This window comes from Mucilaginibacter sp. OAE612, from assembly GCF_041806395.1.
GTDB classification, from domain to species: domain Bacteria; phylum Bacteroidota; class Bacteroidia; order Sphingobacteriales; family Sphingobacteriaceae; genus Mucilaginibacter; species Mucilaginibacter rubeus.
The window spans coordinates 5,440,075-5,465,656 of sequence record NZ_JBGMUW010000001.1; the positions used below are offsets into that span (position 1 = coordinate 5,440,075).

24 protein-coding genes are annotated in these 25,582 nt (G+C 42.3%); 12 read left to right on the top strand and 12 right to left on the bottom strand.

The features are described 5' to 3' along the window. Positions 1–56 precede the first annotated feature (56 nt). The 7 genes from ABID99_RS22560 to ABID99_RS22590 form a co-directional block, all read right to left on the bottom strand. Positions 57–452, bottom strand: a complete 396-nt coding sequence (locus ABID99_RS22560) for a hypothetical protein (protein ID WP_112653237.1) — start codon at positions 450–452, stop codon at positions 57–59. Between the two features lie 411 nt (positions 453–863). Further along, positions 864–1,841, bottom strand: a complete 978-nt coding sequence (gene gldN, locus ABID99_RS22565; RefSeq protein ID WP_373615175.1) for a gliding motility protein GldN — start codon at positions 1,839–1,841, stop codon at positions 864–866. Positions 1,842–1,847: 6 nt separating this feature from the next. Then, complete coding sequence (gene gldM, locus ABID99_RS22570) at positions 1,848–3,368, bottom strand: gliding motility protein GldM (protein ID WP_176625297.1); 1,521 nt, start codon at positions 3,366–3,368, stop codon at positions 1,848–1,850. 40 nt (positions 3,369–3,408) lie between these two features. Next, the gene (gene gldL, locus ABID99_RS22575) at positions 3,409–4,209 is read right to left on the bottom strand and encodes a gliding motility protein GldL (RefSeq protein ID WP_090530363.1); all 801 of its coding nucleotides are present in this window, start codon (positions 4,207–4,209) and stop codon (positions 3,409–3,411) included. 62 nt (positions 4,210–4,271) lie between these two features. Then, complete coding sequence (locus ABID99_RS22580) at positions 4,272–5,588, bottom strand: SUMF1/EgtB/PvdO family nonheme iron enzyme (protein WP_090530366.1); 1,317 nt, start codon at positions 5,586–5,588, stop codon at positions 4,272–4,274. A 252-nt stretch (positions 5,589–5,840) separates the two neighbouring features. Continuing rightward, complete coding sequence (locus ABID99_RS22585; protein WP_090530369.1) at positions 5,841–6,599, bottom strand: uroporphyrinogen-III synthase; 759 nt, start codon at positions 6,597–6,599, stop codon at positions 5,841–5,843. A gap of 18 nt (positions 6,600–6,617) precedes the next feature. Continuing rightward, entirely contained in the window at positions 6,618–7,604 is a 987-nt protein-coding gene (locus ABID99_RS22590; RefSeq protein ID WP_373615176.1) for a DUF4271 domain-containing protein, read from the bottom strand. 384 nt (positions 7,605–7,988) lie between these two features. Here ABID99_RS22590 and ABID99_RS22595 point away from each other — a divergent pair, with 384 nt between their 5' ends. Continuing rightward, positions 7,989–9,866, top strand: a complete 1,878-nt coding sequence (locus tag ABID99_RS22595) for a glycoside hydrolase family 97 catalytic domain-containing protein (RefSeq protein WP_373615177.1) — start codon at positions 7,989–7,991, stop codon at positions 9,864–9,866. 129 nt (positions 9,867–9,995) lie between these two features. Here the strand turns inward: ABID99_RS22595 and ABID99_RS22600 are convergent, their stop codons facing one another. Further along, positions 9,996–10,703, bottom strand: a complete 708-nt coding sequence (locus tag ABID99_RS22600) for a hypothetical protein (protein WP_373615178.1) — start codon at positions 10,701–10,703, stop codon at positions 9,996–9,998. A gap of 106 nt (positions 10,704–10,809) precedes the next feature. Between ABID99_RS22600 and hemW the strand changes: the two genes are divergently transcribed. The 4 genes from hemW to ABID99_RS22620 all read left to right on the top strand — a co-directional run bounded on the left by hemW (position 10,810) and on the right by ABID99_RS22620 (position 14,728). Continuing rightward, positions 10,810–11,931 (top strand): radical SAM family heme chaperone HemW, encoded by a 1,122-nt coding sequence (gene hemW / locus ABID99_RS22605; RefSeq protein WP_354486798.1) that lies wholly within the window; start codon positions 10,810–10,812, stop codon positions 11,929–11,931. Positions 11,932–12,031: 100 nt separating this feature from the next. After that, positions 12,032–12,574 (top strand): fasciclin domain-containing protein, encoded by a 543-nt coding sequence (locus ABID99_RS22610; protein WP_188834526.1) that lies wholly within the window; start codon positions 12,032–12,034, stop codon positions 12,572–12,574. Positions 12,575–12,842: 268 nt separating this feature from the next. Continuing rightward, positions 12,843–13,721: a cupin-like domain-containing protein gene (locus tag ABID99_RS22615; protein ID WP_176625303.1), complete on the top strand. Its 879-nt coding sequence runs from the start codon at positions 12,843–12,845 to the stop codon at positions 13,719–13,721. 125 nt (positions 13,722–13,846) lie between these two features. Continuing rightward, positions 13,847–14,728, top strand: coding sequence for a cupin-like domain-containing protein (locus tag ABID99_RS22620; protein ID WP_090530386.1), 882 nt, complete (start codon positions 13,847–13,849; stop codon positions 14,726–14,728). 148 nt (positions 14,729–14,876) lie between these two features. Here ABID99_RS22620 and ABID99_RS22625 read toward each other — a convergent pair whose 3' ends face one another. Continuing rightward, on the bottom strand, positions 14,877–15,854 hold the full coding sequence (locus ABID99_RS22625; protein WP_223266092.1) for a phytanoyl-CoA dioxygenase family protein: 978 nt from the start codon (positions 15,852–15,854) through the stop codon (positions 14,877–14,879). 124 nt (positions 15,855–15,978) lie between these two features. Between ABID99_RS22625 and ABID99_RS22630 the strand changes: the two genes are divergently transcribed. Next, on the top strand, positions 15,979–16,830 hold the full coding sequence (locus ABID99_RS22630) for an AraC family transcriptional regulator (RefSeq protein WP_090530392.1): 852 nt from the start codon (positions 15,979–15,981) through the stop codon (positions 16,828–16,830). Positions 16,831–16,869: 39 nt separating this feature from the next. Here the strand turns inward: ABID99_RS22630 and ABID99_RS22635 are convergent, their stop codons facing one another. Further along, positions 16,870–17,352, bottom strand: a complete 483-nt coding sequence (locus ABID99_RS22635) for an adenylyltransferase/cytidyltransferase family protein (protein WP_090530395.1) — start codon at positions 17,350–17,352, stop codon at positions 16,870–16,872. Positions 17,353–17,476: 124 nt separating this feature from the next. Then, a complete protein-coding gene (locus ABID99_RS22640) occupies positions 17,477–17,896 on the bottom strand; it encodes a DUF4440 domain-containing protein (RefSeq protein ID WP_090530398.1) in 420 nt (139 codons plus the stop codon). A 163-nt stretch (positions 17,897–18,059) separates the two neighbouring features. Between ABID99_RS22640 and ABID99_RS22645 the strand changes: the two genes are divergently transcribed. The 6 genes from ABID99_RS22645 (at position 18,060) to ABID99_RS22670 (ending at position 24,707) form a co-directional block, all read left to right on the top strand. Continuing rightward, positions 18,060–18,938, top strand: a complete 879-nt coding sequence (locus ABID99_RS22645) for a carbohydrate kinase (protein WP_090530401.1) — start codon at positions 18,060–18,062, stop codon at positions 18,936–18,938. Positions 18,939–19,126: 188 nt separating this feature from the next. Beyond that, positions 19,127–20,224 carry a VWA domain-containing protein gene (locus tag ABID99_RS22650; RefSeq protein ID WP_090531322.1) on the top strand — a complete coding sequence of 366 codons (1,098 nt, stop codon included), beginning with the start codon at positions 19,127–19,129 and terminating at the stop codon, positions 20,222–20,224. Positions 20,225–20,341: 117 nt separating this feature from the next. Beyond that, the gene (locus ABID99_RS22655) at positions 20,342–21,847 is read left to right on the top strand and encodes a sigma 54-interacting transcriptional regulator (protein WP_373615179.1); all 1,506 of its coding nucleotides are present in this window, start codon (positions 20,342–20,344) and stop codon (positions 21,845–21,847) included. A gap of 15 nt (positions 21,848–21,862) precedes the next feature. Then, a complete protein-coding gene (locus ABID99_RS22660) occupies positions 21,863–23,155 on the top strand; it encodes a metallophosphoesterase (protein ID WP_188834528.1) in 1,293 nt (430 codons plus the stop codon). A gap of 33 nt (positions 23,156–23,188) precedes the next feature. Beyond that, a complete protein-coding gene (locus ABID99_RS22665; protein ID WP_373615180.1) occupies positions 23,189–24,064 on the top strand; it encodes a hypothetical protein in 876 nt (291 codons plus the stop codon). 19 nt (positions 24,065–24,083) lie between these two features. After that, positions 24,084–24,707 carry a bifunctional 2-polyprenyl-6-hydroxyphenol methylase/3-demethylubiquinol 3-O-methyltransferase UbiG gene (locus tag ABID99_RS22670; protein ID WP_188834529.1) on the top strand — a complete coding sequence of 208 codons (624 nt, stop codon included), beginning with the start codon at positions 24,084–24,086 and terminating at the stop codon, positions 24,705–24,707. A gap of 180 nt (positions 24,708–24,887) precedes the next feature. On the opposite strand, the gene ABID99_RS22675 is transcribed toward ABID99_RS22670, so the two are convergent. Next, positions 24,888–25,580, bottom strand: a complete 693-nt coding sequence (locus ABID99_RS22675) for a response regulator transcription factor (protein WP_090530416.1) — start codon at positions 25,578–25,580, stop codon at positions 24,888–24,890. Between the last annotated feature and the right edge of the window lie 2 nt (positions 25,581–25,582).

The window sequence follows — 25,582 nt, forward strand, 5'->3', positions numbered from 1 at the left end:
AAAGGCCTGGTTCAACCAACCAGGCCTTCTTTATATATTGATGTTTGTGATTTTTATTACTGGGCGATGTAAAATGATTTTTGATCGCCATCCTGATAAACATGGATTGATTTTTTAACTACCTGTTTGTCGGTAGTGATCTCCATAGTGTATTCACCATCTTCTAAACCGGTTAACACATAACCTTTGCTTACATCGGTTTTGCTTGGCACAATGTCTTTCAATAAAAGCTCATTTTCTTTATTGTAAACTTTTACTACTGACTTTCCATTTTCAGTTTTTGCAAAGTTCACTTTCAAACCGCGATCATGATCAAGGGCTTTAAAGCTTACAACTTCTTTGGCTTTAGGGGTAACATCGATTTTGTCTTCGTCGGCTTTGGCTGCTGTAGTAGCAAATACACCTGCAGTTAATAATACAAATAAGGCTGATAATTTTATTGAGGTTTTCATGATCGTAAGGTTTTAATGTTTTAAATATGTTGTGTTGTTGTTTTCAATGATCAAATGAACAACATATATTTTGACTGCTAAAAAGAGTTATACCAGTTGCTGATATAAATAGACAAAGCCTCGAAAGCACTCGGCAAACCCGAAAAACGCCTTATTTACCCACATCTCAGGCGTTGGTCGGAATTTTTGGGGAGTTGGTAGAAAGGAGTAAGCCATTGGTCAGGTCTGAGGTGAAAATCGCATATGAAAAGAGATAAGCAATTGTTATCCTCTTAAATGTTTACCGGCTAAATAAGCACGGCAAGAAGCGCGACGAAATCTTAACCGCCTTTACAAGAAAACAGTTCTTTAAAACAAAAGAGGCGATGAAAATTCATCGCCTCTTTTATAATCTTGTTTAATCTTAATGTATTAGTACTGCCAAAGATTAAGCTCCCAGTCAAGAAGGGATTTCTTAACCCTTTCTGATTCGTAAAGCTTATCAATGCCTTGAGCGTAATCTTTTATACGCTCATCTTTGTCGTTACTTTCTTTTACGATATAACTGGTAAAGATGCGTTTTATAAACACGTCGTCAAAGCTTAAGCCGGTGGCATCACTGTTACGGCTCACCACTTCTTTGGTTGCAAGTACCGCGCGTGCTTCAGGAAAATAAATCCAAAAAGCAGGCTGAAAATCAATATCAAGCGTACCTGTACCTTTAGGTTTAACTAAAGGAGCAATACCTATAATCCGGGGCTCAAATACGGAGCGCTGTTTATCAAAGATCCAATCTTCCTTAATGCGGAATTTAAGTACGCTATCAGGATTAAACTCACCTGCAACAAGCGTAGATGATATAACGTTATTATCCTTATCGCGTTTTTCAACCACGCTGCTGTCAGATGCTAAACGGCCACGGGCCTGTGCACCTGTTAAAGGAGTAGTAAAACCATCGCCATTGGGGTCATCCTTTTTACCCGGGGTAGGGTCATATGCGGTAAGCTCGCCTTTGGCTATGGCATCAAGCAATACATCAATTAAACGGCCCTTGGGTGAAGCCAGGTACTGGTTCATCTTTTCGCGTACATCAATTTCGCGCCAAACACGCTTGGCAAATGCCACATCATTTTCACGCAAATTAGGATACGGTGTAACCTTGGCGTTTAAAATATTGTTCTTTTTGTAATAGCCATCAAGCGGCCTGTCAAAAGGTTTTGCAGCAATTTTACTTGCAGTATCAAGGGGCTGCTGGCTGGTAACATTATCCGGCTGAACCTGCACAGGTTTCTGAGTTGTTTGCCTGGCGGTGGGGGTCTTTTTTGCCGGCGGCCTTTTGGTGCGCTTTTTTTGCGCATAAGCGCTTACACAAGCCAGGCACAGGATAACAACTAAAATTCTCTTTTTCATACGCGTTTAATTTGCGGATAATACAATCGGGTCAAGTGACCTCGGTGAATGGTCAGGACCTACCGCGATGATATCCTTAAATATAACAGTAGTTCCTGGTGTAACTGTATTTAAAGCACTATGCATAGCGCCGGTTAATTCACCGCCCGAGCCTGATAAAATAATGGCATCCTGGCGCGGTTTTACAACCAGCATAGTAAAGTGCGTTACATTAAATTTAGCATCAAAGTCAAAGTTATCTAGCTGGGCAAAAAGCCTGTCCTGTGCTCTGATATTAGCCGAACTGGTGTTACCTCCACTTTTACCTGCAAACTGTGGCTTAGGGTCAGGGATCCTTTTGATACGGAACTGTGTTGAACCCAATACCGCTCCTTTTGCACCACTAACAGAAATTGTAGCTTTGCCTATGCTGTTTACAATTGCTGTGTAATGCCCGCCCGAACCACTAAGAGAACCGGCACCACTAAAATGCACGTTTAAGTCGCTGGCTGCTACGCCAGGCGCAGATACCGAAATAGGATTCGGTACACCGATATAAAGTACATTCATTTTATCAGGAGAAATAACTGCCGAAGGCCTTGCAACTGTATATTCCTGCTTGAAAGGATAAGAGTCATTTTTACCGGTTGTATTGTTTTTAACCGTGATAAAACCTTCTACGGTATGTTTTCCTTCGCCGCTCGCGGTAATGGTATAATTACCCTTACCGTCTGTAACAGATACCCTGCTACCGTTAACAGTGATATCAGGGTTTGATTTTGAATCGTATGCTGTCAAAAAGATCTGGGCAGTATATGGCTGTCCTGCTATCACATAGCTGCTTGGAGCTACCACTACTGCGCTAAACTTATCGAGCGTAACCTGGGCCTGGTCAATTTTACCTAATAATTTCTTAACTACTTCGTTTTCGGCGTTTTTGCTATCAGCTTCAATTTTGGCTAAAGTAGTGAGGGCCGCGCCTAAAGGTATGCCATCCCCAAAGTTAGCTTCCTGCCATGATTTTCTAACATCCCCATGCGGTTTAGGCGCTACGGTATTTAGTGAAAACTGTACGCCTACACTGTCCTTACCTAAAGCTACCATTAACCTTTGGCGGGTTTCATCAATTTTAGCTTTCAGTTTCTCCCCATTTTTTTGATTGATCATGATACGGGGCGATATATCCAGGTTATCCCGTGCGTCAACGTCATCAATCTCCGGGTTAATGCCGCCGCCTTCCTGAATCAGCTTTGCTTTCAGCTGTTCAACGTAGGTATTTAATTCTGCAGCTATAGCACTTGCCTGTTTAGCCTTATCATAAATTGGTTTCGCCCGTTCAGCCTGTTCTTTCAATTTTGTAGCCTCAAAAGCGCTGTATGTGTTTTGCAAACCAGTATTAACATTCCTGGTTGATGCATCCAAACTATTCGTAATATTCTTAAACGCGTCCAACAGGCTATCCGGTACGTTAAGGGCAATGAGGCCCAATAGTACCAGGTATAGTATACCTATCATTCGCTGTCTTGGGGTTTCCTTACCTCCGGCCATCTATTATAAATCTTTTCTGGTAATCAATTAATTAATTATATTAAACACGCGGCTGGTTCATAGCTGTAAGCATGTTACCATAAATGGCGTTTAATGATGCCAGGTTCTTAGCCAATCGACCTACCTCTTCCTTAAACTGTTTTGAATCATCCATTGATTCATTAAAGTTGTTCATGGTAAGCGAAAGGTTCTGGTAAAATTTATTCATTGATTTTAAGTGCGCGCTTGAATCCTGTAATTCCAGCTCGTAAACCGCGTTAAGCGCCGACAGGTTTTTAGCTAATTGGGTAACCTGGTCATGGTAAGCTTTTGAATCAACATTTGAATTAGCCATTTCTGTTAAATTAGCCGATGCCTTTTCAAAAGAAACACTTAGTTTTTCATAGCTTGCGGTTGCATCTTTAACTTTGCTTGTAAAAGCTATAGTAGCTTCCCCCGCATCAGTAACACGTGATATAGCGGCTACCTTATCGCCAAATGTGCGTAAACCATCACCAAGGCTGCGCACCAGCTCAGGGCCAATTTTTGCGTCTTCCATCATTTTATCCAGCGCAGCAGTTGTTGAAGGGCCTGTATTACCGACGCTCCTTACAGTTGCTTTTGGAAGTTCTCCCTGAAAGTCTTCATTTAATTCAGGATACACACGTGCCCAGTTAATTTCTTTATCTTCTCTCTGAAATCCTAATATAAAAAACAGTATAGCCTCAGTTATAAGTCCCCCTGCTATCCAGTATGTGGCACCGGGCCAATGCAAAATCTTAAACATTAACCCTATAATCACCACAGTAGCACCCCATGATACGATGTTGCCTATTCCGTAAGGTTTTTTCTTTCCAGCCATAATAATTCAGAAGTAAACTTTTATTTTTTAATTTGATTTGCTTGCGTTTAACTAACTCTCGATTAGCGTTTATCTGTAATGTCGCGCCCTAAATATTTGGTGACGCAGCGGAAACCGATATATGATTTAGCAGTGTCCTGGTATTCGTAGGTCCGGGTTGAGTTTTGAAGAAAATATCCGATATCTTTCCATGAGCCCCCGCGTACAACTTTACGTTTCAATATTTCGGGGTCGGTAGACTTAGCTTCGTAATTGAATGTTGGTGCGAGGTCATGTACAAATGTTGACGCTGATTCGTCAAAAGCAGATAATGTCCATTCGGCTACGTTACCCGCCATATTGTATAAACCATAATCATTAGGGAAATATGAACGTACCGGCACAGTATACGCGCCGCCATCATCGGTATAATTACCACGCCCTGGCTTAAAGTTAGCCAATAAGCAACCTTTTGCATTTTTAATGTAAGGCCCTCCCCATGGATAATCGGTACCTATCCTGCCGCCACGTGCCGCGTACTCAAACTCGGCTTCCGTAGGCAAACTGTAAGGTGCACGGTGCGGTAAATGGCGCTTATCTTTATAAGCGTCATTATAGCGCGTACGCCATACACTGTAAGCTCTGGCCTGCCTCCAGGTTACCCCTACAACAGGGTAATTACGGAATGCAGGATGTGAAAAATAACTTTCAACCATAGGCTCGTTGGCGGCATATGAAAAATCGCTTAACCAAACAAGCGTATCAGGGTATACCGCTACGGTATCACGAACAATGAAGTCGGAACGATGTTTTGTTTTATCGTTATGATGATCTGCAGCATCGCGCAGGGTAAACAAAGCGTAGTTATATTTAAGTAAGCGCACGTCAACCTCATTACGGTCAAACACACGGTCATCACCCTGGTAGTACATACCCTGCAATTTTTGAGCATTGTTTGCCTGGTTGCCTTTGCTGCTCCAGATAGGATTTTTCTTCACAAACTCCCAGTTGATGAATTTTTTACCGCCATTATTATTACCGGCGCCAGCTTTGGGCTGAATGAAATACTTATTATCGTTGATATAATTGGTAATGGCTATCGAATCGCGCACCCAGTTCACAAACATTTTGTACTGACTGTTGCTGGTTTCGGTTTGATCCATAAAAAACGGAGAAACAGTAACCTGTTTAGTTTGGGCTATCTGGGCAAAGGTTACGTCCTGATCAGTTTGCCCCATAAGGAAACTGCCACCAGGAATATAAACCATTCCGTAAGGCACCTCGGCCCTGAATGATCTTGCAGGAACCCCTACAACTTCCCCCCGGTCACCGCCTCCGCGGCCACAACCACTTAATACACCACCTGCTAAAACAATTATTAAAAAGTAGATCTGCTTCATTTTACAATCAAAATCAGTTATATAACTATAACACAATGCAACGTCCGAATATATTACATTTTACGCAATGTAAGCTATAAAAAACGATAATTTGGCTTCCTGAACCGATAAACTGTGTACTTATCTTCTCAATGCCACACAAAACGCTATATAATTAACAAACCGCTAACCAATTGTTAACATGACAATTAGTTAGCGGTTATACGGGTAAATATGGTAAAAAGTTGCAGCCTGGTTAAATAAATTTCCAATTTATTTGTTTACAAGCTTAACATATTGCTCAATAGCCATTGTCATTGACGGCGCGCCGGGGGTTGGAGCTGGTATATCCAAAATCAAGCCAGCCTCAAGCACTGCCTTATGAGTAGTCGCCCCAAAAGCGGCGATGCGCGTATTGTTTTGCTTAAAATCGGGAAAGTTTTTATACAGCGATTGTATACTTGACGGGCTAAAAAATGCTATAACATCATAAAACACATCGGCGAGGTCAGAAAGATCGCTGCAAACCGTGCGGAAAAGCACCGCTGGGGTAAAGTTATAACCGTTCTCCAGCAAAAAACGCTGCGTTTCTTCGGCAGCTACATCCGAGCATGGGTAAAGGAATTTTTCCGACGAATGCTTTTTCAAAACTTCTGCCAGGTCAGCAGCGGTTTGCTTGCCAAAAAAGATCTTACGTTTACGGTACTGAATGTACTTTTGAAGGTAAAGCGCTATGGTTTCCGAAAGGCAAAAGTATTTCATTTCAACAGGCACCTCAAAGCGCATCTCCTCGCATATGCGAAAAAAATGATCGGCCGAATTACGACTGGTAAAGATCACAGCGCTAAAATCAGCTAAGTTGATCTTCTCTTTTCTGAAATCCTTTGCGGGCACACCCTCAACATGAATAAATGATCTGAAATCAATTTTCAGGTTAAGCTTTTTAGCCAGCTCGGCATAAGGATTTTTATCATTTTCGGGCTTGGGCAAAGTAACCAGTATGCTTTTAACCTTTTTCTTTCTATCTTCCAATTCAGTGCTTTTAATAACCTAAATTTTAATATTCAATGCCTTTATTAAAATCAAAACAGGGCAAATTTCGAGGGCACAAAGATACGTAAATAAATAAAACTTATGAAATCGAAAGGTAGAAATTATATTTACGCTGCTCCTGATGTATTGCCATATAAAAATTATAATGATGATAATGAGCGTAACTGTAAGTAGTACAGGAATGTATTGTGCACCAAGAAGGCTAAAACAAATAACCACCGGCAAAAAAACAAACGCGATATTAAAATAGGTAAGATGCAGAATATTAAGGTATTCGCTCACCAGCTTATTAATATCAAACACAAACCCTAAAAACTTGAGTATTAGAAATTTGAGCGAAAATAATACAATAATGACTATGGTAAGAAAAGTAAACAGGCCGCTTCCCGCTATTTTATAATAAACGCCTTTGTACGCAGCCAGTTGATATAAAAACAAACCGAACGTAGCACAAAATAACAAAAACAAACCCAGGAAAGCCCACGAACTAACCGGACTCTCTTCTTTACCGGCTATCGAAAGTACGCGTTTGCTGTAAAAAGAGGCAAATACATTGCTTACATCTTTGCCCAGGGCAAGGTTAAGAATAGCTGTATACAAAAGCATGGCAATAATGAGCACAATAACCCAGGGATCACGCGAAGGGCGGTTATGCCCCTCCATTACCCTGCTCTTTGACCTGGAATGGAGATCAAGAAAGCCGTAGCCATGATATAATTCGTGGGCAAAAACGCAATCGGTATATTGGGCACGCATGGCCGCGTCAGGCACCCTGAGGTAACGCATAGCAATAGAGTCTGCAATAAATTTATCTCTGTTTTGCATGGCATAAGCTACCGAATCAAGCACCGAATTACCGGGACGAAAAGCGCGTGTTGCTGATTTTAAAGGCGTATCAGCCACTATTGAATCCTGTTGCGCAAAAGCAGCAGTACAATTCAATAAAAACAGCAGGCAGCACCAAATAACCAAACAGATCCTCAAAGCTTAAAAAGGGCTATTATTTTTTGCAAAAGTAGGGTAATTATCTGAACCAGAATTTTATCAATTAATATTTTTTTGAATTTATTTGACCTTAATCACTTGCTATTCATTAAAAAGTCGGATTCCTATAAAGAAAAGTCTAATTAATACAATCTGGGTAAAAGCTGGTAAAATATATTTGTTGCAGGATAAGCCGGGGTGGTTAACTATTTAAGGGATGGCTGAAATTCAGCTAATATTAAGCAGTCATGTAAATTATTTGCCAAACCGTTAGTTAAACGACCCAACGCCGACATTAAACCGATAATTAACAATTAACCTAAATACCGATCTGGAATATTTAAATTCTTTGTACTGTTTATTTAAATGACAAAAGCGCTAATTATGAAAATAAATACCTGCTTATTACTACTTATGCTGTGTTTGTATTACAATGGATATGCCCAGCAAAAAACCATCACCATTAGCAGCCCCGACAGACAAATTAATGTCCACATATTCATCGCCAAAGGCAAATTATCATACAACGCGGCAGTTAACAATACGATGTTGATAGCACCATCGCGCCTGGGTTTAACTGTTGATGGTATCGATCTTGGAGTTGAAACCAAATTTGCAGGTGCCCCTTCAAATAAAAAGATAAAAGAAACCTATACTATCAACGGCGCTCACAAAACGGCACGTAACGAAGCGAATGAAACTACAATTCCTTTGCTAACAGCAGAGAAGAAATTCAACTTAATTGTGCGCGCTTACAATGATGGTATAGCTGTACGTTACACATTACCTTATAATACAAAACACATCAATGCTGACTCAACCTCCTGGGAATTCTCCGGAAAAGTAACGCAGGTTGCCTGGTCGGATTATAATGAAGGTTATGAGGGCCTAAGCCATGTAACTCCATTACCATCAGTTCCACAAAATACACCAATAATGGGGCCCTTAACTTTTAATGTAAACGGGATTTTTGCCTCGGTTTCAGAAGCTGATTGCGAAGACTTTTCAGACATGTCTTTTATACACCATGAAAATTCTTTTAAAGCAAATTTCCCCTTTGCCCCTAACGGCTGGGATGTACAACCGGATAGCAATGCTGGACATGCTGTACTTAAAGGTGCTTATGAAAACCAAAAAGTATCTCCCTGGAGAACAACCATCATAGCGAAAAATTTAACTGAACTTGTAAACTCAGACCTGCTCACGAATCTGTGCCCGGCACCACAAAAAGGCAATGACTTTAGTTGGGTAATGCCAGGCCGTTGTTTATGGCAATGGTGGAGCGTTGGGGCTCCCCGGTTTGCCGATCAAAAAAATTGGTATGATGCGGCAGCTAAATTAAAATGGGAATATTATTTAGTAGATGATGGATGGCGAAATTGGAGCGAGCCGGGTAAAGATCAGTGGCAGCTTTTGGGAGATGTGATAGCATACGGAAAAAGTATTGGCGTAAAATCAATTGTTTGGGTTGACTCTAAAGAAATGCGATCAGCGGCAGCCCGTTATTCGTATCTGAAGCGGATCAAAGAATTGGGAGCAGCAGGTATTAAGATAGACTTTATCCCCCCTGCAACCTCTTCGATCATACAATGGTACATGGGTACCATGCAAGATTGTGCAGACCTCAAACTAATGCTTAATTTTCATGGAAGCGTAAAACCAACGGGATTGACAAGAACCTATCCCATGGATATTACAAGAGAAGCCGTTAGGGGTAACGAATATCACATGACCCGGTATAAAAGAGTGGCACCATTAGACCATGACGTATCTGTACCATTTACGCGTTTTACAGCCGGTTCTGCAGATTTTACTCCGGTAATACTGAACCCGGAGCAACTTACATCGCAAAAATTCACCTGGGCCCATGAATTTGCTCAATCCATAGTATATCTTTCTCCTATTACACACTTCGCGGACGAATATAAATTTTACCTGGAGAGCCCGATGTTTGATTTATTTCAACAGGTACCTACAACCTGGGATGAGACAAAAGTTTTAAGCTGTACCCAAATGGGGGAAATTGTTGCTTATGCACGCCGAAAAGGAAACAGCTGGTGGGTTGGCGTAATGAATGGTGCAGATGCACGTGAAATTAAAATTCCTTTAAACTTTCTACAGCACGCAACAAAAGGGGTACTGATATATGACGGAGAAGATACCAATGCATCTATCCACCGTGAAGAAAGATTAGTCAATCCCAAAGACACGCTTACTATAAAATTATCGCCGGGTGGTGGCTTTGTAGCTATGCTACATTAAAAGCAAGGCGTTATATGGCATGTGGCGTGCATAGCGCATGAGCACATGCCAGGCCATGTTAAACGCTTGTTTTGTATAAGAATGCAGAATCGACACAAAACAAAAGACATGTTCAATTTAGTAAATACGTTATTCCGTAACGCCTGTAGCAGCCCAAAAAACAAGGTATCCGGCTTTATCTTTACTTACAGTAACTTTTTTTAGAATGCGCCCGGGATCAGAATGAATATTCAATACATCGATATTATGATGATCATTTTCTGTTATCTTATTTCCCTGCCCCCATTTAGCCAGATCATGTACTAAGTAGCTCAGGTTTGAGTTACCTTCAGGTATATCATCATAATAATCGGGCAATTTAAAATCTTTAAACTCGCTACCATCGCTATAAGTTAGTGTAATATATAGTTGCGAAGGCCCTTCGGAACTGGTAAGGCTCAGATACAAACCAGAATATTTTTTGTGAGGAACATCGAAGCTAAAACTATCAATGCCGGCAACATTTAGGCTTTGGTTACCGTTGTCACCGTTTTTATAATGAAGCAAGGTGGCTGGGTGAAACGAATTAGCCGGGATCAATGGATTATCAGGCAAAGCATGCGTATCATGATCGCCATTAAGTTTTGCTGCATCCGCGGTAAGATAACCATCCCCTTTGCCCCCGCCATCAATGCCGGTTACCCAGGTTTGCAATTTACCATCGGTAACTGTAGTTACAGGGCGGGCATTTAACAGTTTTTGGATATCTATTTGAATGGTTTTATTGCTGTGCTGGCTGTTGGCAACTCTGCCGGCCAGCAAACACACAGATAAGAAAATAAAGTATTTAAAGGTCATGGTTGTTGTAATTGGGAACTAAAGATAAACAAAGCTTAAATGTCCCCTGCCCTTATTGCACAAATACCGGCTTTAGTCAAAAAAATAATTGCACTACCTTTGCCGCATGGCCGGCATTTACATACATATCCCCTTTTGCAAGCAAGCTTGCCATTATTGCGATTTCCATTTTAGTACATCGTTAAAGTACAAAGATGAAATGCTGCATGCTTTGATCAGTGAGATCAAACTGCAAAAAGGTTACCTCAACGGTGAAACCATCGAAACTATTTATTTCGGTGGCGGCACCCCCTCTGTTTTGGATGGCGATGAAATCAGCAGGATCATCAACACGCTAACCGAACTCCACACCGTGTCGTCCGCGGCAGAAATAACCCTGGAGGCCAACCCCGATGATCTGAAACCCGACAAACTCAAAGCCCTTAAACAAACACCGGTTAACCGCTTCAGCATAGGGATCCAGTCGTTTTTTGACGAGGACCTGGTTTGGATGAACCGTATACACCGCGGCCAGGAAGCCGAATCATCGGTAAAACGCGCCCAGGACGCCGGTTTTGAAAATATTACGGTCGACCTCATTTACGGTTATCCTATGCTCAGCGATACCAAATGGAAGCAAAACCTCGATAAGGTATTTGAACTTAACGTTCCGCACATATCTACCTATTCCATGACGGTTGAACCGCAAACTGCCCTAGCAGCTTTCATCAATAAAAAGAAGCAGCCACCCATGAACGAGCATCAAAGCGCCGAACAGTTTATGGTATTAATGGATGCGATGAATGCACAGGGGTTTGAACATTACGAGATATCTAACTTTTGCAAGCCTGGCCAATATTCACGCCATAACTCCAACTATTGGAAGGGTGTAAAATATTTAGGGATCGGTCCTTCGGCGCATTCTTATAATGGCGATACCCGGCAGTGGAACATAGCTAATAATGCCAAATACATCCAGGCGCTCGAAAGCGGGAAACTATCGACCGAAACAGAGGAACTTACTGAAGCGAACCGTCTGAATGAATATATCATGACGTCGCTACGTACCATGTGGGGGCTTGAACTAACTAAGCTGAACCAGATAGCTAAAGGCGCATCAGACGAATTACTTAAAGCTGCCGCCGAATATCTCGACAGGGAATGGATCATACAAAAAGATAATGTTATTTATCTTAGCCCAACGGGTAAACTGTATGCCGATCATATTGCCGCCGGATTATTTTTCTAAACCTTTGAGGTTTTTTACAGTCAGTACTTTGTTACAAAGCAAAATGGTTTTAAAAACTGTTTATATTTATCAAATCGTATTGTGTTATATACCTGCAATTATGAAAAAAGTACTCATTATCGCTTTATCGTTTATAGCTATTATAGCCCCGAAAGCTTTCGCCCAAAAAACTGTTGGAGGGACTGTTATGTCGCCTGCTAAAAATATTGTACAAAACGCATCCGGCTCAAAAGACCATACTACGCTCGTAAACGCTATTAAATCTGCCGGCTTGGCGCCTACCCTATCAGCGACCGGTCCGTATACTGTTTTTGCACCTACTAATGAAGCTTTTGCCCAGCTTCCTGCAGGCACGGTTGACAACCTGATGAAACCTGCAAGCAAGGCCAATCTTATTAAACTGCTTACTTATCATGTGGTGCCCGGCAAATTAACCTCGGCCGACTTGTTAACCAAAGTAAAAGAGGGCAAAGGCAAGTTGGAGCTTAATACATTGAGCGGCGGTACACTTATAGTGATGTCGCAGGGGGCAAAACTTTACCTTGTTGACGAAAAAGGGGGCAAATCATTCATCACCATAGCCGATGTTGCCCAAAGCAACGGTGTTATTCAGGTAGTTAATTCAGTTTTGAAACCTAATTAAGCCAGTTGCAGTTTGTAATGGCAGAAGCAGTTGGCAGCGGTAGTTGTACAAGCGGTACACTGATTAGAGGAAGATAGGCAAAATATACTCTTTTTATTACACTCCATGAAACTGCACCGGCAACTTTATACTGCCTGCAGTTACGTATTGCCACTGCAACTTTATACTGCAACTAAAATACAACTGTCAGCACAATTTCAAAATCGGCTCAAATCGTTTACATATTATTTACAAAGAATTAATTTTGCTCGTTAATTAATTTGTGAAAATGAGTATAACGCTTACACCTATTGATAGTGTAGACAATATAAGCAAGGAGGATTTTGTTAACAATTACTTAAATCCGCGTAAACCGCTTATTATCCGCAAAGCCACTGAAAGCTGGCCCGCACTGCAAAAATGGACTTTTGAATACCTGAAAGAGGTAGTTGGAGATAAAACCGTTCCGCTTTATAACAGCTCAAAGGCCGATCCTTCCAAAGCTATCAATGCATCTGCAACTGAAATGAAGTTTGGCGATTATATCGATCTTATTCAAAAACAGCCTACTGATTTAAGAATTTTCCTCTTCGACCCAATTAAACATGCCCCAAAACTGCTGGAAGATTATCGTTCGCCATCCGATTTAATGGGTGGTTTTCTGGATAAATACCCCAATATGTTTTTCGGCGGCGCCGGTTCCGTAACATTTTTACATTACGACATCGATCTTGCACACATTTTCCATACACATTTTAATGGCCGCAAACATGTAATGCTGTTCGATCAGAAATGGACCGAACGTCTGTACTGCATCCCCTTTGCTACCTATGCTTTGGAAGATTATGATATTGAAAACCCAGATTTCACCAAATTTCCGGCACTTGACGGCATTGAAGGACAAGAGGCCATTTTGGAGCACGGCGATACCCTGTTTATGCCAACCGGGTACTGGCACTGGATGAAATACCTCACCGGTTCATTTTCGATATCGTTACGCGCCTGGGATAAATCATGGGCCATTAAAGCCAAAAGCTTGTATAACTTAACAGTGCAGCGCAAGTTTGACAACCTGATGAAAGCCCGCTTTAAAAAGGATTATATGGACTGGAAGGAGAGCCTGGCTATCAAACGCGCTAACAACGCCCTTGTATCAGGCAGGCCATAATATTAAGATATATTTATACTACTTTGGGGTTTATTTCGTTATTTTGAATGCTTTTAAACGAGTAAGAAACAATATTGTAACTTTATTTTAAAATAAGCGTAATCCCCCTAAAGTAATAAACTATTATGTGCTTCATTCTTAACCCGATCGATACGGTTGAAAATATTTCTCCCGAAGACTTCAAGAAGAATTATTTAGACCCTCGTCGCCCGTTGGTTATCAAAGGGCTTACCAAAAGCTGGCCTGCCCGCGAAAAATGGACACCCGAATATTTAAAGCAGGTTGTTGGCAATAAAGTAGTGCCATTGTACGATAATTCAAAGGCCGATCCTTCAAAACCCATCAATTCGTCGGCAACTGAAATGCCCTTTGATGAATATATCGACCTTATCCGCAGTAAACCAACCGAGTTAAGGATTTTTTTCTTTAACATATTTAAGCAAGCGCCCCAACTTTTGGATGATATCATATTACCTAAGGACCTGATGGGGGGCTTTTTGGAAAGCATGCCCGCCATGTTTTTCGGCGGTTCAAACTCGGTTACTTTTTTACATTACGATATTGACCTTCCGCATATTTTCCATACCCATTTTGGAGGGCGTAAGCATGTGATCCTATTTGAAAACAAGTGGAAGCGCCGCCTGTACTGTATCCCCAATGCCACGTATGCACTGGAGGATTATGATGTACTAAATCCTGATGTCAAAAAATTCCCGGCGCTTGACGGTGTAGAAGGTATTGAAGTTTTCCTTGAACATGGCGATACCCTGTTTATGCCAACCGGCTACTGGCACTGGATGAAATATGTGGATGGTTCATACTCACTCAGCCTTCGCGCATGGGATGCCAGTATAAGCCGTAAAGCGGCAAGCTTGTATAACCTGGCCGTTAAAGGTGGTGTTGATAGCGCTCTAAAAATGATGTTCAAAGGCAAATATGCTAAATACCGCGAAGGGCTGGCCGTTAAATGGGCTAATAGAGAGCTTGCCGCAGGGAAACCTTTTTAAAGTCGAAAGTCTTACGTTTTTAGTCTTAAGGCATGATATTGAGTAGCGATGGATTTGTCCATCGCTATTTTGTTTTATACCCACGACCGAGTCTTCACAACCGGCTTGTTTATCAAATACTCCCGAAAGCGTGTATATGAGATACAATCTACCATCGCTCCAACCCCAATAGCTTTTTGCCCAGATCGCTAAGCTCAGCTACCGGATTTTGCTTTTCCCGTTCCAGCGGATCGCCCGGAAAAGCGTAGCCCTGCATGGCTTCGCGGCTTTGCCAACTGTTAATGCGCCATTGTCTTAGCTCTTCATTGTCTTCCTGGGCGGGCATCATGGATATATACTGCGCTATACGCACTTTATCTGCACTGGTATTAGGTCTTATGCCATGCGGCTGCAAACTGTTAAATATCAGCAGATCACCTGCTTCCAGTTTCACTTTCACAGTCTCAAAACCGGTGGTATCAGGTTTATAATGATCCCTATCTTCGGGTTGGGTTAATTTCCAGGTATCGTATGTACGGTATAGTTCCGGGATACATTGAAAACCACCCATGTTTTCATCAGTCTGATCGGCAAGGGCCAGTACGCCCTGCACATTTTGAGGTTTGGTTTCCGGGTCATAATCCCAATGAATAAAACCTTTATATTCAAAGCCAGGCCTTAGCGGAAAATTCAGATTGGCCCGGTCAATAGTTACCCATAGCTTTTCGGTACCCCAGATATCTGTAAAAGCCGCATGTACTTTAGGATATTGCCGGTTATCCCACATAAACTGCTGATTATAAATTTCAACCATGCCCGTATTGTTCAACTCGCTCATTTGCATTTGGGCATTGGGCTTTTTATACCAGGTAGTGATATCATTGGCATCCTTATCTTCATATTGCCACAGATAATCAGCCAGCTTTTTCACCTGCTCTTTAGGTACTGCATTTTTGATGATCACATAACCATTCTCTATCCAAAATTGCCAATCGGCCTCGCTAAGCACTTTCAGCGGTGCATTGTTTTTACGTTCATTCAGGCGGATCTGGCTTGATTTAGCGGTTGACGGATTACCAGGGATCTCTTTATGTGCATTCGCCGGCGTGGTTGCCATGGTCATGGTTGCGTTTTCGGTCTTCATCATTTTTTTTTGATTTATAACTCAAATTTAGGTTGGCATGGAAGATGGATTATCCTGTACAATGACCAAAATTTGCTCTATATTGATCATTTGTTTACCTTTACTAAAACTTAATGCTCAATATAGCATGGATAAGATCCAGTTAGAGAAGATTAATTTTGAACCTGGCAAATCGTTCAAACTCTTTTCACCCCGGCTTCGCAACACTTTTCTGTGGCATTATCACCCCGAATACGAATTGGTTTATGTTGAGGCAGATGCAGGGATAAGGCACGTAGGTTCACACATTTCCGGCTACACCCAGCATGACCTGGTGCTTATTGGCAGTAACCTCCCCCACCTCAACTTTGATTACCGGCTGCGGAGCGAATACCATCAGATAGTGGTGCAGCTAAAAGAAGATTTCATGGGAACGGCAATAGGCATCACTCCCGAATTTTCGACCATCGGGCAGCTTTTCAAAAAAGCCGCCAACGGTATTGCTTTTTATGGAGATACCAGGACTACAGCAGTGCGAAAACTGAAACTTTTACCGGGGATGGATTCTTTTCAGCAGTTAATGGGGTTAATGGAGATCTTTAACATACTGGCTGGTTCAAAAGAATTTACGATTTTAAACAACGACGAGCCGAACCTGCAGTTTTTTTTAAAAGATAAGATCAGGATGGGGGCTATTTATGAATATATCGGCAGTAATTACAATCTTAAACCCGATGTAAATGTAGTGGCGGCTAAAGTGAACTTTACTACAGCGGCTTTTTGCCGCTATTTTAAAAAACAAACTAAAATGACCTTCACCGATTTCGTGAACCAATACCGTGTTGATGTAGCCAAAAACCTGCTCATGCAGGATAAAAACGTTACTGAAACCTGTTACGCCGTGGGATTTGAAAGCTTATCATATTTTAATAAACTCTTTAATAAGATAGTTGGAAAGAATCCCTCCGATTTTAAGCGGAACTGGTTTGCTAAGGATTGATCGGGAATAACGCCTGTAAAATATTGCCGCCAGAATTATTCAGCCTGATTTTTTATAGTAATCCTTAACCACATCGGGTAAAAGATGCAGGTATAAGTCAGGCTCTTCCCTGATGTTTGCCGCTGGCACCGGTACAATTTTACAGGGTTCTTCATAAATAACGCTTTCACAATCCAGGAACCGCCCCATATAAGCGCCATAGGCCTCTGAAGCAAATATCACATCAATAGGCGGCAGCTTCTTTTTAAGATAGCTGGCCCAAAGTCTCGACATATTTTCTATCGAGTCGCCCGCACCCGGCAGCATAGCTTCATCATAGCTTAATAATACAGGTTTAACCTTGTCATTACCTGCGTAAGTTTTTTCGAGCCAGTCAAGCCTGATATTTCCATCAATGGGCTCATCATCACTGGCACCAATAACCACTACAAGCTCATCACAATGGTCAAGCGCGTAACCAATCAAAGCCATATGCCCAATATGGAGCGGCAAAAACTTCCCAATTACTAAACCTCTTTTCATGCAGTAGTATTTTTGCGATCCGGTATCTTTATAAATTCCGCTCTTAAGAGAGGAATCGCTAATTCCCACGCTTCCAAATCCCCGTATTTATCCACTTAACCTTTTATCTCCACCCCTAATCTCCTTACGAGGTGTGGTCACAAACTATCTTCCACTCACCCTTAATTTTCCTAAACCATAGCGTAAAATAGCCGCCTGGTGTATCTTTTTCACGGGTTAGTTTCCATCCTCCCAAAACAAAAGCATTGGTTGCATCCAATACCTTTAGCTGTATGATCTCAAAGCTAAGCTGCCCCATGGCAGCCTTATCAGGATAAGTTTGTTTGTAATGTTCAAGTGTTGTTTGCCAGCCATAGGCGGGGGCTGTTTTCCCCACAAAAACCAACGAATCTGATTTCCAGTAGGTCGTCATAAAGCTTTCAATATCGCCGCGGTTCCAGGCTTCTTCCTGTGTATGCATTACTTTCAGGATGGCCTGCCTGTCCTGTGCAAAGCAATACACGGCCACAAGCATCAACGCTAAACTCAGTAATATTTTTCTCATATAATAAAGATAGCTTTTTGTTTTTGTCTGAACCTGAATTTTAAGAATTGCCCGAATTAACAGAATTAAAAAGAGAAAATTCAATTAATTCTTCAATTCGATTAATTCCGGTTCAGACAATACAGTATATTTGGATTTCATCGACACTAAAAACAACTTAACTATGGGAAATCAGGTATTAAGTTTTGGCGAAGTTTTATGGGATGCTTTTGGTGATGGAAAAAAAGCGGGCGGCGCCCCTATGAATGTAGCCAGGCATTTGGTACAACAAGGCGTAAAAACAGCGTTTGCGAGCTCTGTGGGTATGGATAACTCGGGCGATGCACTGATAGGCTTTTTAAAAAGCAATGACCTGTATTCGGACCTGATTCAGCAGGACGATGAATTTCCAACCTGTGAAGTTACAGTACAGCTTGATGAAACCAACACCGCTACTTATATTATTCCCCAACCCGTTTCATGGGATAACATACAACCATCGGCTGCACTCACTAAAGCAGCCCAGGCAGCCAGGGCCATTGTGTTTGGCAGTTTGGCTTGCCGTACCGCTACTACCCGCGAAACCTTATTAAACCTGCTTGATGAAACCCCGACGCTAAAAATATTTGATGTAAATCTTCGCCCGCCGCATTACACCCTGTCAACTATTGAAACATTGGTAGCCCGGGCCGACGTAGTAAAAATGAACGAGGAAGAAGCCAACCTGCTCATCGGTGGAAGTAGTGCTTCCCTGCGCGATCAAATTGGCGAGTTCCGTTCCAAATACCATAGCCAAACAATTTGCGTAACCCGCGGCGAGCATGGCGCACTGGTATGGCACGACCATGAATTTTATGACAGTCCCGGGTGTCCGGTAAAAGTTGCAGACACGGTAGGCGCCGGCGATGCCTTCCTGGCAACATTTGTATCCGGCCTCCTTTCGGGAAAACCCATGCAGCAGGTGGTAGATAAAGCGTGCTCCGTTGGCTCATACGTAGCCAGCCAGCGAGGCGCCAACCCGGTGTACCCGCCTGAGCTCCTGAATAGCTTGGCTTACATTTAGGAATTCGGATTTCGAATGTTCGATTTCGGATTTATTTTTGGAGATAGAAAATGACTTTTTAATCCGAAATCCCAATTCCGAAATCAAAAATCTAATTGTCATACTTAACTAACAATTTATTTTATCACTTCCGCAGCGAAACTTTTCCTAAAAATATTCCGTTCCTTTATGTACAGAAAGGACAAAATATGCGTGGTTTTGGATTTTCCAAATTTAAGCCCAACCAAATCCCTAAAGGCGGATTTGACGAATTGTTAAAATTATTCCTCGAGTTGCTCAACTATACATCGGGCGATGCAGGCGAAGCTTTAGCCTGGCTTAACGAACTCGATAAACAATATAACCTTACTAACGATGATTATGGCATGGGCGATTTCATCGATGAACTAAAGCAAAAGGGTTATCTCGACGAAAATAATGAGAATGGCGAGTTCCGGATTACGGCAAAAACTGAGCAAAGCATCAGGCAATCTGCTCTGGAGGAGATCTTCGGCAAGCTAAAAAAATCAGGCAAAGGCAACCACCGCTCGCCGCAATCAGGCCAGGGCGATGAAAAAAATGCCGAACGCCGCGAGTTTGAGTTTGGCGACAGCCTTGATCAGATAGACATGACCCAGTCTATCCACAACGCCCAGGTTAATCACGGTATAGGCGATTTCATGATGACCGAACGCGATCTTGAGGTAGAGGAAATGGACTACAAAACCCTTACTTCAACTGTACTCATGATCGATATTTCGCACTCCATGATCCTTTATGGCGAAGACAGGATCACTCCGGCCAAAAAAGTAGCTATGGCCCTTGCCGAACTGATCCGCACCAAATATCCTAAGGACACGCTGGATATTGTTGTTTTTGGGAACGATGCATGGCCAATAACCTTGCAGGATTTACCTTACTTGCAGGTTGGCCCCTACCATACCAATACCTATGCAGGTTTGGAGCTGGCTACCGATCTGCTCCGACGCCGTAAAACGCACAATAAGCAGATTTTCATGATTACGGATGGTAAGCCAACCTGCTTAAAGGAAGGCACCAGGTATTATAAAAACAGCATTGGTTTGGACAGGAAAGTGGTTAACAAAACCCTTAACATGGCTGCCCAATGTAAGCGGTTAAAAATACCTATTACTACATTTATGATAGCTAAAGACCCTTATTTGCAGCAGTTTGTTCGTAAATTCACAGAAACAAACGGAGGCAAAGCCTTTTACAGTTCCCTGAACGGTCTTGGTGAGTACATTTTTGAGGATTATATCAGAAACAGAAGAAGGACTGTGAGGTAAGTCTTTAGTCGGAAGTCCGACGTCTGGAAGTCTGAAATACGAATAACAACTGTCCTTTAAATTAAAAATAAACATTCGGACTTGCGGACTTTCCGACTTCCGGACTACAAAAACAGAATGAGTAAATTATTAGATATAAAAACCCTCGGCCAGTTAAAGCAAACAGGCTATAAAAGCCGTTCGGTTAAAGACGAATTACGTGCTAACCTTATTGAACAGCTTAAAAAACGCGAAGGCGGCTTTGAGGGCATCATCGGATTTGAAGATACTGTGATCCCCGATCTGCAAACTGCTATCCTGTCACGTCACAATATTTTACTGTTAGGCTTACGCGGCCAGGCAAAAACCCGTATTGCCCGTTTGCTGGTTAACCTGCTTGATGAATATATCCCATATATTGAGGGATCAGAATTGTTTGATGACCCTTACAACCCCATATCGTGGTATGGTCATAGCATCATAACCGAAAAAGGCGATGACACCCCTATTGGCTGGATCCACCGCTCTGAGCGTTATACCGAAAAATTGGCCACCCCTGACGTTACCGTAGCCGATTTAATTGGTGACGTTGACCCAATCAAAGCCGCTACTTTAAAATTAACCTATTCGGATGAGCGTGTGATCCACTTCGGCTTGATCCCACGTGCGCACCGCGGCATTTTTGTGATCAATGAGCTGCCCGACTTGCAGGCCCGGATCCAGGTATCGCTGTTCAACATACTACAGGAAAAAGATATCCAGATCCGTGGTTTTAAATTACGCTTACCACTGGATATCCAGTTTGTGTTTACCGCCAACCCTGAAGATTATACCAACCGTGGTTCGATAGTAACACCGCTTAAAGACCGCATTGAGAGCCAGATTTTAACACATTACCCCCGTTCGGTTGAGATTTCACGCAAGATCACGCAACAGGAAGCGTCCCTTACCGATGATCAGCGTATCGCTATTGAGGCTGATGGTTTGGTTAAAAACCTGGTGGAACAGATTGCTTTTGAAGCCCGTAACTCTGAGTATATCGACAAAAAATCGGGTGTATCTGCGCGTTTAACCATTTCGGCCTATGAAAACCTGATCAGTAATGCCGAACGTAGGATGATCATCAACCACGAAAAAACTACCTTTGTACGTATTACCGACTTTTTAGGTGTGATCCCTGCCATCACCGGTAAAATTGAGCTGGTTTATGAGGGTGAACTGGAGGGACCAGGCAAAGTGGCCAATATCCTGATAGGTAAAGCCATCAAAAGCTTACTGCTATCGTTTTTCCCTGACCCGGAAAAGGCTAAGAAAGCCAAAGCCCCTAACCCATATGCAGCTATCATTAACTGGTTTGGCGATGGCAACAATGTAGCTTTCGTTGATGATATGCCCATGCAGGAATACAAAAAATCGCTGGAAGAAGTTGTGGGGTTGAAAGACCTTGTAAAAAAGATCCACCCGCGTTTGGGCGAAAGCCAGCAATTGCTGCTGATGGAATTTGTACTTCACGGCCTGTCGGAATTTTCACAATTGAACAAAGGTTTCCTGGATAATGGCTTCGCGTTTTCGGATATGTTTAACAGTTTATTTAACTTGCAGCCCGATGACGATGACCTTGATATTGACGACGACCGGTACTAAAATATATGGCGCTCTATGATTTTTAAGGCGCTAAGCATATTGTTCTGGATCATAATTGAGCTGCTGGCCGACCGGTATGTTTTATACGGTATCCGAGGCGCGTTCAAAAAATGGCGATTGCTTCAATCAAAAGCATTCGCCATTTTTTATTGGGGCTTTTCGGCCTTGTGTGTGGCCGCGCTTTTAACTGCAGGTTATATTACCATAGCAGGTACGGGTGTACGCGCAGCCTGTTTACTGGTAACATTTATCCTGCTCATCTGTAAATTTACTTTTATACCATTCATTTTTGCCGATGATATCAGGCAAAAAATTGCGCTGAAAAGGAAAAAAAATGACACCTCAATTCCTCTCCCTACTGCTCCTGCCTCTACTACTAATATTGATGATGCCATTCCCCGTTCCGAGTTTCTTTTAAAAGCAGGCTTGCTTGCCGCAACCGTTCCCCTGGCCGCTATAAAAAAGGCCATGCCTAAAGGTTCGTATGATTATCATGTACTGTATCAAACTATGTATCTGCCTAATCTGCCAAAGGCCTTTGATGGCTTAAGGATCGGGCAGATCTCAGATATTCATTCAGGCAGCTTTTATAATAAAAAAGCGGTGCTCGGTGGTGTTGAAATGCTGTTGAATGAAAAACCCGACCTGATATTTTTTACCGGCGATCTGGTTAACGATGAAGCATCGGAAATGACCAGCTACCAGGACATTTTCACTAAAGTAAAAGCCCCCCTTGGTGTTTTTTCAACCCTGGGTAACCATGATTATGGCGACTATGGCGACTGGAACTCCCCGGCGGATAAAAAGAAAAATCATGATGACCTGATAACCACCCATAAAAACATGGGCTGGAACCTGCTCAGGAACGAAAATCGCCGTCTAAAAATCAACGGAGAAGAAATAGGGATCTTAGGTATTGAAAACTGGAGCGAATACAGCCGCTTCCCCAAATACGGGCGCATGGACCTTGCAGTAAAAAACACCGATGACCTGCCGGTAAAGCTCCTGCTCTCGCATGATCCATCGCATTGGCGGGCCGAGGTTTTACCTAAATACCCGCAAATTGATGCCATGTTTGCCGGGCATACCCATGGCATGCAATTTGGCGTACGTACCCCGCATTTTCAATATAGCCCTATAAAATATGTTTATAATGAATGGGCCGGTCATTACCAGGAAAACAAACAACAATTATATGTAAATGTAGGTTTTGGTTTTGTTGGTTTAACCGGCAGGGTTGGAATATTGCCGGAGATTACGATATTTACATTAAAAGCAGGCCGCGATCCCTCATTACCAATTTCCTAAAAGATCCAGGCAGAAGCTGCTATCCTTTTACCGATGAAGAAATTACTACAGTCTGTATTAGATTTTCTGCTCTTCAGTAATATTTTCATGTCGCTTTGTGCTGTAGCACAGGCCTTGTTAACCTTTCACTTAATAGGATCAAAACCAGTGTTCCCTGTTTTGGGCTTGTTATTTACTTCAACACTGGGTATCTATAATTTTTGTATCCTCATCACCCGTCCAACTAAACCACAACGGTCGCCTTACAAAAGGGTGCGATGGTTTTTTGCACACTATAGGCTGATGGTGACCTTTACTATAGTTTCGCTGCTGTCTCTGATCCCGCTGTTCTTTATCATCACTACCGAATCAAAGATCCTGCTCATATTTCTGAGCGTTTTATCGTTTGGTTATGGTTTACCATTGTTCAGTGTAGGCGATCATAAATTTGGTTTAAGAAATATCCCCGGTTTAAAACCGTTTTTAATAACCCTGGTATGGACAATGAGCTGTGTACTGTTCCCGGTATTGGAATCAATGCATAATCATCTAACCGATATCAGCATGCGCGATACCACTATACTCATAGCCAAACGCTTTTTATTTATAGGAGCGCTGACAATACCTTTTGATATCCGGGACCTTTTCGACGACCGTAAAGTAGGCCTTAAGACCATCCCGGTAGTTTGGGGCGAAAAAAATGCTTATCTGTTTTGCCAGGTATTGCTCACCGGCTACATTGTACTCATGTTCCTGTTCAGGCAAAATGGCTTTAGCCTTGATTTCTTTGCACTCACATTTACTATGTTCCTTACCGGCTGGCTCATCTTCAGATCGGCCTGGGAAAAAAAACGAGTATTATTACTTTTTTTATATGGATGGGGTACTGATCTTACAGTACGTAATTGTAGTAGTATTCAATGCTGTTAAATATTTTCTCCATTAAAACATGGCTGCCAATTATAACAACTCGGCATGGTTTTATGATCGGCTTTCAAGAATAGTTTACGGCAAAGCTTTGATAAACGCGCAGGTTTATTTATTAGGCTTTATTCCACCAAAAAGTAAAATACTGATAGCAGGCGGCGGCACCGGCTGGATCCTTGAAGAACTTGCCAAAATATACCCGGCAGGGTTAAACATCACTTACGTTGAAATTTCGGCCAATATGATTGCACTCTCGCAAAAAAGACAAACCGGGCAAAACGAGGTGATCTTTATTAATGATGCAGTTGAACATGTGAAACTCGCCGCCGACTTCGATATCGTAATCACCCCTTTTTTGTTCGATAATTTTGTGGAAGAAACGGTTGACAATGTTTTTAACCATTTGCACAACCTGCTCAAACCCGGTGGCCTCTGGCTCAATGCCGATTTTCAGCTTACCGGCCGCTGGTGGCAAAACGTGCTGCTCAAAAGCATGTTTGTTTTTTTCAGGCTGCTTTGCGGGATAGAGGCCAGCAGGTTGCCAGCCATTGAAAAGCGCTTTAATAATGCTGAATATGGCGTTATTGAGGATAAAACCTTTTTTGGTAATTTTATTGTAGCAAGGGTATATCGGCAATTATCTTGAATATGTTATTGCGAGGAGCAGCATGGGCTAAAGTGTCAAGGGCGACGCGGCAATCTCGTAGCTATGCAGGTCGGACATGCATTAGATACGAGATTGCCGCGCTTCGCTGGCAATGACATATTTTCAAAAAAGCCTATTTACAAAACTGCAAACAGCTTACTTGAAACCGCAAACTGAAAACTACTGATTATAAACAAACTTATATCCTATCCCCCTTACAGTTTGCAGGTATTGCGGCGAATCGGCATTGGTTTCTATTTTTTTACGCAAGCGAACGATGTGCATGTCAAGGGTGCGGGTATTTACATCGGCGTTGTAGCCCCAAACTTCCATCATCAGTTCTTCACGGTTGATAACCTTGTTTTTGTTTTTGAGAAAATAAAGCAGGATCCTGTTTTCGAGGATAGTTAGCTCTATCTTACGGCCATCGCGGATAAGCAGATGCGTGTTAGGCAGGTGCTCCATGTTGGCAAAACGGTACGATTCGGGCTTTTCGCTGTTAAGAGAAAACTTGATCTTGTTTTCAATCAGGGCCACCAATACGTCCATGTTATATGGTTTGGTGATATAGTCAGATACCCCAAAGTTATAGGCTTCTATCTTGTCAACATCCTGGGCCTTAGCGGTCATCATAATGATGAGTTTATCGAACCCTTTTTCGCGGATATTGCCGCAAACTTCCGAGCCCGGTTTGCCCGGCAGCATCCAGTCTAACAGTACAATATCAGGCTGCTCGGCCAATATCATGGTTTCGGCTTCATTGCCATTACCGGCTTCCAGTACCTTGTACCCCTCTGATTGCAAACGCTCTGAAACCAGGAAACGCAGGTTCTCGTCATCTTCAACCAGCGCAATTTTAATTTCTTTGTTCATAT

Bases quoted from the DNA above. Each gene is read 5' to 3' on its own strand.
- ABID99_RS22560 (WP_112653237.1), bottom strand. From the start codon at position 452: ATGAAAACCTCAATAAAATTATCAGCCTTATTTGTATTATTAACTGCA.
- gldN (WP_373615175.1), bottom strand. From the start codon at position 1,841: ATGAAAAAGAGAATTTTAGTTGTTATCCTGTGCCTGGCTTGTGTAAGC.
- gldM (WP_176625297.1), bottom strand. From the start codon at position 3,368: ATGGCCGGAGGTAAGGAAACCCCAAGACAGCGAATGATAGGTATACTA.
- gldL (WP_090530363.1), bottom strand. From the start codon at position 4,209: ATGGCTGGAAAGAAAAAACCTTACGGAATAGGCAACATCGTATCATGG.
- ABID99_RS22580 (WP_090530366.1), bottom strand. From the start codon at position 5,588: ATGAAGCAGATCTACTTTTTAATAATTGTTTTAGCAGGTGGTGTATTA.
- ABID99_RS22595 (WP_373615177.1), top strand. From the start codon at position 7,989: ATGAAAATAAATACCTGCTTATTACTACTTATGCTGTGTTTGTATTAC.
- ABID99_RS22600 (WP_373615178.1), bottom strand. From the start codon at position 10,703: ATGACCTTTAAATACTTTATTTTCTTATCTGTGTGTTTGCTGGCCGGC.
- hemW (WP_354486798.1), top strand. From the start codon at position 10,810: ATGGCCGGCATTTACATACATATCCCCTTTTGCAAGCAAGCTTGCCAT.
- ABID99_RS22610 (WP_188834526.1), top strand. From the start codon at position 12,032: ATGAAAAAAGTACTCATTATCGCTTTATCGTTTATAGCTATTATAGCC.
- ABID99_RS22615 (WP_176625303.1), top strand. From the start codon at position 12,843: ATGAGTATAACGCTTACACCTATTGATAGTGTAGACAATATAAGCAAG.
- ABID99_RS22620 (WP_090530386.1), top strand. From the start codon at position 13,847: ATGTGCTTCATTCTTAACCCGATCGATACGGTTGAAAATATTTCTCCC.
- ABID99_RS22625 (WP_223266092.1), bottom strand. From the start codon at position 15,854: ATGATGAAGACCGAAAACGCAACCATGACCATGGCAACCACGCCGGCG.
- ABID99_RS22630 (WP_090530392.1), top strand. From the start codon at position 15,979: ATGGATAAGATCCAGTTAGAGAAGATTAATTTTGAACCTGGCAAATCG.
- ABID99_RS22635 (WP_090530395.1), bottom strand. From the start codon at position 17,352: ATGAAAAGAGGTTTAGTAATTGGGAAGTTTTTGCCGCTCCATATTGGG.
- ABID99_RS22640 (WP_090530398.1), bottom strand. From the start codon at position 17,896: ATGAGAAAAATATTACTGAGTTTAGCGTTGATGCTTGTGGCCGTGTAT.
- ABID99_RS22645 (WP_090530401.1), top strand. From the start codon at position 18,060: ATGGGAAATCAGGTATTAAGTTTTGGCGAAGTTTTATGGGATGCTTTT.
- ABID99_RS22650 (WP_090531322.1), top strand. From the start codon at position 19,127: ATGCGTGGTTTTGGATTTTCCAAATTTAAGCCCAACCAAATCCCTAAA.
- ABID99_RS22655 (WP_373615179.1), top strand. From the start codon at position 20,342: ATGAGTAAATTATTAGATATAAAAACCCTCGGCCAGTTAAAGCAAACA.
- ABID99_RS22660 (WP_188834528.1), top strand. From the start codon at position 21,863: ATGATTTTTAAGGCGCTAAGCATATTGTTCTGGATCATAATTGAGCTG.
- ABID99_RS22665 (WP_373615180.1), top strand. From the start codon at position 23,189: ATGAAGAAATTACTACAGTCTGTATTAGATTTTCTGCTCTTCAGTAAT.
- ABID99_RS22670 (WP_188834529.1), top strand. From the start codon at position 24,084: ATGGCTGCCAATTATAACAACTCGGCATGGTTTTATGATCGGCTTTCA.
- ABID99_RS22675 (WP_090530416.1), bottom strand. From the start codon at position 25,580: ATGAACAAAGAAATTAAAATTGCGCTGGTTGAAGATGACGAGAACCTG.